Source organism: Heyndrickxia acidiproducens DSM 23148 (assembly GCF_000374345.1).
Taxonomy (GTDB): Bacteria; Bacillota; Bacilli; order Bacillales; family Bacillaceae_C; genus Weizmannia; species Weizmannia acidiproducens.
Genome location: NZ_KB894052.1, coordinates 1 through 7441 on the forward strand (window position 1 = coordinate 1; position 7441 = coordinate 7441).

7 protein-coding genes are annotated in these 7441 nt (G+C 39.7%); 1 reads left to right on the top strand and 6 read right to left on the bottom strand.

The annotated features are described in order from the left end of the window. Positions 1-134 precede the first annotated feature (134 nt). The 5 genes from C232_RS0117645 to C232_RS0117665 all read right to left on the bottom strand — a co-directional run bounded on the left by C232_RS0117645 (position 135) and on the right by C232_RS0117665 (position 4729). On the bottom strand, positions 135-1367 hold the full coding sequence (locus tag C232_RS0117645; RefSeq protein ID WP_018665433.1) for an ISL3 family transposase: 1233 nt from the start codon (positions 1365-1367) through the stop codon (positions 135-137). Positions 1368-1548: 181 nt separating this feature from the next. Continuing rightward, positions 1549-1902, bottom strand: a complete 354-nt coding sequence (locus C232_RS0117650; RefSeq protein ID WP_211211510.1) for an ATP-binding cassette domain-containing protein — start codon at positions 1900-1902, stop codon at positions 1549-1551. Between the two features lie 606 nt (positions 1903-2508). Next, positions 2509-4101, bottom strand: coding sequence for an IS66 family transposase (gene tnpC / locus C232_RS0117655; protein WP_018665435.1), 1593 nt, complete (start codon positions 4099-4101; stop codon positions 2509-2511). Between the two features lie 83 nt (positions 4102-4184). Continuing rightward, positions 4185-4538, bottom strand: coding sequence for an IS66 family insertion sequence element accessory protein TnpB (tnpB, locus tag C232_RS0117660; protein ID WP_018665436.1), 354 nt, complete (start codon positions 4536-4538; stop codon positions 4185-4187). Then, positions 4535-4729, bottom strand: a complete 195-nt coding sequence (locus tag C232_RS0117665) for a hypothetical protein (RefSeq protein ID WP_018665437.1) — start codon at positions 4727-4729, stop codon at positions 4535-4537. The genes tnpB and C232_RS0117665 overlap by 4 nt, the downstream gene beginning before the upstream one ends. Positions 4730-5757: 1028 nt before the next feature. Between C232_RS0117665 and C232_RS0117670 the strand changes: the two genes are divergently transcribed. Continuing rightward, positions 5758-6267 carry a hypothetical protein gene (locus C232_RS0117670; RefSeq protein ID WP_018665438.1) on the top strand — a complete coding sequence of 170 codons (510 nt, stop codon included), beginning with the start codon at positions 5758-5760 and terminating at the stop codon, positions 6265-6267. 113 nt (positions 6268-6380) lie between these two features. Here the strand turns inward: C232_RS0117670 and C232_RS18975 are convergent. After that, the coding region (locus tag C232_RS18975) for an ISLre2 family transposase (protein ID WP_040400024.1) at positions 6381-7441 on the bottom strand (1061 nt) is incomplete at its 5' end.

Consider the following 7441-nt stretch of genomic DNA (forward strand, 5'->3'; position numbering starts at 1 on the left):
CAGAATGATAGGGTAAGCCCCTTCTCAACTTTGGATAGAGTTCCATTCTGTAGGCAGTCTGTCAAGGAGAGCACTTGACAGACTGCCTACAGAATGAAGAGCTGTCAGTTAAGTTGAGAAGGAGCTACCCTTGCTTACGGTCCCACCTGAATAATGAGCTTGTTCACCGTGGCATAGATCATGGAGATAAAGTTTTTGGTTGTCCTGTAACCTCTGGCCTTGCGTTTTGCTGCTTGAACTAAACTGTTGATCCCTTCAAGAAGCCCATTTGTCATCTTTGAAACGAACCATCTTAAAATGCCTTTTTCATGTTTCTTAAGTGTTTGGGCTGCCTTTTTCATTGGCTCTAATTGTGAGCGAACTGCCCAATGATACCATTCCTGAAAATAGATTGGGGCAAGGCTTCTTGATTTTTTCCATAAGTCTTGAATAGAAAGCTTCAGCCGGTAAGCCCTGGCTGTCTTTAAATGGGTATCTTTCAGCTTTAGGATGTGTTCTTGCTGGTCTTTTTTTAGATTTTCCTGGTTCTTCAGCCATAAATAACGTGTTCTCTTTAAAGTTGGCTCATCTCGCTGTTCCGAACGGCGGACCTGATCGAGTGCTTCATTGACAAGTTTCATCACATGAAATTTGTCAAATGTAATATGAGCTTTAGGAAACTCCCTTTCCACGCCTTTTTTAAAGGCGGGAGACATATCGCTGCAGACTTCTTCAATGTTTTCAGGATTGATCCCTCTGTCTTCAAGAAAGCTCTTGAATTCTTTGACGACACTGGCATCTTTTCCTTCTGTGGTAAACAAAACACGCTTTGAGTCAGTGTCTACAAACGTTGTCACATATTCGTGGCCACGGCGGCTGGAGGTTTCATCAATGGCAATGCGTTTGACATGGGTCATGTCCAACTGTTTCATCGCTTTGTCTACGTAATAGTGAAAAATACGCCACAGTCTCGTGTCGTGTTCACCAACTTTACGGGCCACGGCGGCAACCGGCATTTCTTTCATAAGCTGCATCACTTCAGCTTCAAACATCCAAGTGAATCCAGCCTTTGGGCGTGACCAATCCACATGAACAGTACGAATTTTATCGCATATATCACAATGAACCCGGGGCATTCTCGCATGAAGATAGGTCTTAAACTGCCAGAAGTCCAAATGTCTCCATGAACGGTCGTCGTTTACAATATCATGGACACTTGCATTGGGTTGGCCGCAATGTGGGCAGACAAATTTAGCGCCACGTTTAAAGTCCAAGTAAATATTTAAGATTTGTTCTTTTTGAAGCAGTTCATAATCTATAACGTACCAAGGATCATCAATATTTAAAGCTTTTTGAAAAACATCATATTTATGTTCAAAGTCCTGCATGTTATCCACCTCGGATCGATTTTAATGAAACTATCATCCAGTATGGACAGGACTAGGAAACTTTAAACAAATAACTTTTAGCGAGGAAGCATTTTTACTTGACCATTCTCCACCAATAATTATTGATTAGAATCTTTTAAGGAATTCTTATCATGAGAGATTGATATAATTGTCAATCCTTCTAAAGAATATATATATAAGAAAGTATTCTCTGTTTACTTTCTTCATCTATATTGCTTGTCGCTTCATCTAAAAGTAACAATCTTGGCTTTTTTATAAGTGCTCTAGCCACCCCTATTTTTTGTCTTTGTCCACCAGATAAATTTCCTCCATTTTCATCTAAAGCCATACTCAAATCATTCATATTAATTGAGTCAATTTGGAAAAGACCGCATACATCTGCTATTTCATTAATAAGAAGCTCATCAAACGCTTTCAGGAAAAGTCCGTAATTATAAACAACCGCGAACGCATTAAAGGCTTTTTTTTGTAATGGGAATCCTGTTATTTTCATAAGATAAATAATAGATTTCAAAACAATCATCACTTATTTTAATCAGATTGATTTTTCCTGCCTCTTCTTTGAATAAAGAAATATGGTTTTCCTATTTGTTCTTTTAGAATTTCACGAACCTCTGTGACTCACCGGCATTCCGTAGCTGTTTTCTAACAGAATCAATCCTCGGTTTCACTTGGTAAAAATAGCTGCTAACCACAACATGCAATGCAATTGGTCAAATTCAAAATCTGTATATTGCCCGATCAAAAATTCTTTATCTCTTTGGACTTGATAGATGCTTATGGTTTTGCCGCTTTGGTTGAGCTTACACCTGATGGACATATCAAGATTTACACGATATATTGTCATTTCTTTTATGGATTGGTTATCTTTTTTAACAACAAATAGCTTTTTATCTTTTTTTATTTGATAATAAAGTAAACATTTTCTTTAATTGCTTTGTTAAATTATTGCTTGATGTTTTCAATTTGCTTGTATTTTCCTATGTATAAATGCCTTGATAAAAGCTTTCTCAGTCTAAAATGCGTTTCACTGTAAGCCCGAAATATAAAAAATAAGCGCACCTTTTCGGTACGCATCACGAATAGCCGCTTATCATTGATTTTTTTCGCAGATAAACGGCTATTTTCCACATGTTGCCTGGATCAGTTTTGACCAAGGCATATATTGGTTTAAAATTTCCGGATTTCTATGTATCTCTAAATTTGGCAGATCAAATAGGAGCTTTTTAAGATATCGATAGAAATCTATTCCATTTGCTTTCGCCGTTTCTGCAATACTTAAACAGACGGCGTTAGCTTTCGCACCGGCTTCGCTTACTGAAAAAAGCCAATTTTTTCGGCCGATGACATTCGGGCGGATGGCGTTTTCAGCTGGGTTATTATCTATTTCAATCCGTCCATCATTCAAAAAAGCTTTTAGCCCATTTACTCTGTTCAGCGTGTATTCTGCTGCCTTTGCGAGTGCGTTTTTTCCGTAAAATGGTGATTTTTCCACCCACTCCAGAAATTTTTCGACAATCGGTCTTGAATATTTTTGACGATTTTTTCTTCGTTTGCTTGGAGACAAATGCTTGAATTGCCTTTCGAGCCGAAATAAGTCATCGCAGTATTTAACACCAATGTGTCCATTTTTGCTGTCTGCTTTTAACCAATATCGGCGGACGTGCGCCCAGCAGTTTGCGAAGCTGACGCCTTCTATTTTGTCGTATGCCGAATATCCATCACAGACTACTGTTCCAGAATAACCTTTAAGGAAGCTTTCAAGAACAGAGCGGGCACGTGTCAATGCACTTTGAAAGAGGACAATGATTGGGCCCTGGCTGGGCACACTTCGAAAGACCCAATTGTAGGCATTGGACTGGCCGGACTTTCCATCAGATCGGTTAATAATTTTTCCGTATGTCTCATCGACATGTAAAACTGATTTCGCCATCATCACAGTCTTCATCTGCTCGTAAAGAGGCAGGAGCCAGTCATGCGATGCACGGATGACCCAATTGGAAAGGTTCTTATCATTCGTATTCAGGCCGTGGCGTTCCCATTCCTTTACCTGACGGTAAAGGGGCAAGTATTGCGTAAATTTATCGTATATTACTTTGGCAATCACGCTGGGTCCTGCAATGCTGTGCTGAATAGCCGGCTGTGGTGCTTTTCCACGTTTGATTTGCGCCTTCTGGGTTAAATGGCCCTTACATTCTTGGCATTCATACGCATGTTCAATGTGTTGGATTTTCTTCATTTTTGCAGGTACATATTCTGCTTCTTCACGCACGATGGTGCTGCCAATTTCGGTCATTTTTCCCTGGCAACAGTTACAAGTTGTATTTTCCGGATGATGATGAACGACCTCTACTTCTATATCATCACGCAAAGAGTCGTTTCTTTTTTTATTCTGGGCTTTCCGTACAACAGTATAAGAGATTGTCTGTTGGCTTTGTTCTTCTGTGTGCTCAGGATCAGTAAAAGACAGGTCATCTTCAGGGTCTTCTTCAAATAATGAAGCCTGCCCATCGGGCGCATTGTATTTTGACTTCTCTGTTTTAGGTCCAAACAGAAGCTTATTTAACTGGCGAACTTGTTCGGTTAATGCTTTAATCTGTTTATTCGATTGATCCAGTTTTTTCGACAAATCTCTATTTTGCTGATTTGAATAAGCCAGTTGTTCCTCAAGAAATCGAATCAATTTTTCATTATTGGAAGAAGCATCAACCATCACAATTCACCACTTTTCGTTCATATATGAATTAACGTTAGTATACCATGTCGAACGAGGAAGTGGGTTGAAAATTTATGAATTTAGAACACACCTTTTGTTGACGGCTGAATCGCTCTTGGTTGCTGGATTGATAAGCCTTCAAGCAGCCACCGAAGCTCTTGTTGCGTGAGATTGCGTACTTCCTTTTCGTCACGAGGCCATTGGAGTTTACCGTTGTCGAGACGTTTATAAAGCATGGCGAAACCATCGCCGTCGAAATACAAACATTTATAACGGTCTTTTTTCCATCCGGCAAATAAGAAAATGGAGTCACCGTATGGATCCAACTCGAAAGAATCCTGAATCAGTGTTGCCAGACCATCAATGCCTTTTCTCATGTCGGTTTTCCCGCAAATAATGTAAATGTTTTTCACACTGGTATAATCCTGTCTCATAGATTTTTCAACTCCCTTATGACCGTTTGGATGATGTGCTCATCTACACCGTTGAAGAAGGAAATCTCTGCGGTTGCCGTTTTAATCGTGCAAGCAGGATCTGAGGCAAGCCTCTGCGAGGTTATTAAAGAAGAATTTTCATTTTCAGGTTGGAGTGTTACGGGGACAATGGTTAACTTTTGATTCGGCATAAAAAAGCACCTCCTTTAATTGATACGTCCATCGTACCAGGAGATGCTTTCATTTTATATGCGTTGTTTGAGTACGGGCTTACGTTTCACTTGTACTTTCGTAGATGCTTTACCTTGTGTTGTTTGTTAACCTTCATTATTTTAATGCTTCTGCCAACCTAAAGAGTGACCATTTCCTATGTAGCTGTTTAAGCTCAAACAACCGTTTTTCTACTTCTGCATGCATGACCGTTATGTATTTTTAGTTCCTTTTCATCTTCTTGTTTCGTTTAACCAAATGTTACCCTTCCAACAGCATACCCACCTTCCATCGCTTTTTTCCTTTTGCTAGCTTCAGCGCTATCAAGCCGTTGATATGGTCTAATAATATCGATACTCCATGACGGTACTACCTTCATGAGCTATGAATTCCAGTCAATCATTTTATGTTCTCCATTCTAACAAAAAATCACTTATTGCACTAATTGCCTAATTGACAATAAAGTGCCTTTACAAATTAAAAGCCATATTTAAAATCTATATCATATAAATCAACCCATTCTTTAAATCTTGGTATTGATTTAGTTGTGATAAACTCATTTATTACGCGATATGCCATTTTACGATCCAGATATGCACAAGTAGGTATCTTCATTATACTCCGCCTACTAAATGCTCAACTGTTTCTATTTCAACATTTTTATTAAGAGCCTTTGCCAAAATGCTATATCCCCTGAAGCTGTAAGCAGTCAGACAATTAAAGATCGTTGATTTATTCCACTAAAGAAAAAAGAAATTTGTAGGAACATTATGACAAATGTAAAAAGAAATTGTGGGTTTTTGATTTTAATGGGGTAAATTTATTTATTATAAATGTCTAAATTTTTCCACTTCAGTCGGTTTTGGGTGAGTTTCAATAGATTAGGCTACCCATCTCAGTGGTAAATATTGTAAAACGGAAAAGAGTGATTATTTTTGAAAAAAAAGAGCCATGAAAGCCACTCCTTTGCTAAGATATAAGTACGACCAAATATCCAGGGAGTGATTTCATGACTATTTCTATTCTAACACAAACCAGAGACTTTTCAATACAACAAAATTTGATTCCCCACAATTGGCAAGACTATGCCGATATACCATTTGTCATTCCAGCCATGTGTTTCCCATGGGAGATTTTTAAGCCGATTGAACGAGAATACTACACCCTTTTATATTTGCACCTAAAAAATGAAAGAGCACATGATCATTCTAATGAAATACAACCGGCACTATTTTCAATAACGGAGGAAGAAGACAAGTCTGCGTCTTCATTATTTCATCTCCCTTCCACTGGGAGAAAACCGCATCCTTTCATGCCCTTTTTTCGTGCTTTTGAACTGGCCTCTTTACAGTATATTGAAGTGATGGTGGAGAGTGTCTATTTGCAAGTGAAATCAAACCCGCTATTTGCCACCATGTGTGGATTTACGGAGAAAATTCCGAGCTACCGTTCCTTTGCTCGTTTTGATCAAATCATGACAACAAATGGTATGTGTCAAGTTTTTCTCGATAGTGTTTAAATATCGGGTATTTCAAGACACTCTTTTTGTACACTTTCGACTACCGCGCTTCGCTTGCTCTCCTGGATAAATGACATTAATTTTCAAATCAATGTCATTTATCCAGGTTGAAATTAAATTCTCAAGATTTTGCTTAAATTTCCAACTGCCGATGATGTGCTTGTAAACAAGCTGACCGACCCCCGTTTTACCCCAATTGACGGGCGCACGGACTGTTTAAGCAACTGGGACATCCTGATCGCTTGCTTCAATTCCCGATGTTTCCTCGCGCTTCTTGTACGGCGTTTCAGATAGGCTTCTTTCAATGTTCGGTTAAGAATCCCTTGTTTGATCTTAACCATGGCTTCTGCACCTTCTTTGCTCCAATGCATGCCACGTTTCTTCATCCGGAATGAAACATGTCTTTGGTTGGATTCCATTGCTCCCAGGCCTCTTGCACCTTCTGGCACATTTTCAAGCTTGTCTCTCCAATCAAAAATGCGTTCCCAGTTTTTTAAGATATACGAGCGGAAGTCTTTGATTTTCTTGAGGTTCTTTTTGTCCGTTAATGTGCTTTCGTACGTGTCCAAATACAGTGTGAATTGATCTAAATCGTGCGTTTTTATCGCCTTTCTAATCTGCTCCTTTATTTCACTCTTTCCGCCCCCAAATGTTCTGACGATGGCCTGTGCAACGTGGTATGCATCCAGTTGATTGAGCACCGGAAATTCCGATTGTGAGAACGCCGTTTGAAACCGTTCAGATGTGTATCCCGGCCCTCCGTCACTGTTAGTAATGATACGGGCTTTTTCAAGTGAATAGGTGCTGGCGGCGACAGCTTGGACTTCATCCCAGAATGTCTGGGTGGGTTCGGTTGTCATGATAACTTTTGGCTGGCGTAGAAAAACCCTTTTTCCATTGGTTCCCCACCCCTCATAAAGAATGGCATGGTGGACTTCCATATTCTGTTTCTTTTTTAACCCCCGGACGAATACGCCGTCAGCTTCGGCAAACAGGTAGTCTACCTTCTTCCCATTAGGCAGTGAGGTAGCCAATTCAAGCTCTTCTACAAGGGCCTGGTCAGATTCCACTTGGGTTTTCCCTACGCGTTTCACCATTTCCCCTACAGTTGTGTGACTGAGACTCACTGCCGTCCACTCTTTTAAAATATCAGCCGCCTCCCGATAGGTGTTCT

Coding starts and splice junctions, on each gene's coding strand:
- C232_RS0117665 (WP_018665437.1), bottom strand. CDS start 4,729: ATGCCGAATCAAAAGTTAACCATTGTCCCCGTAACACTCCAACCTGAA.
- C232_RS0117645 (WP_018665433.1), bottom strand. CDS start 1,367: ATGCAGGACTTTGAACATAAATATGATGTTTTTCAAAAAGCTTTAAAT.
- tnpB (WP_018665436.1), bottom strand. CDS start 4,538: ATGAGACAGGATTATACCAGTGTGAAAAACATTTACATTATTTGCGGG.
- tnpC (WP_018665435.1), bottom strand. CDS start 4,101: ATGGTTGATGCTTCTTCCAATAATGAAAAATTGATTCGATTTCTTGAG.
- C232_RS0117670 (WP_018665438.1), top strand. CDS start 5,758: ATGACTATTTCTATTCTAACACAAACCAGAGACTTTTCAATACAACAA.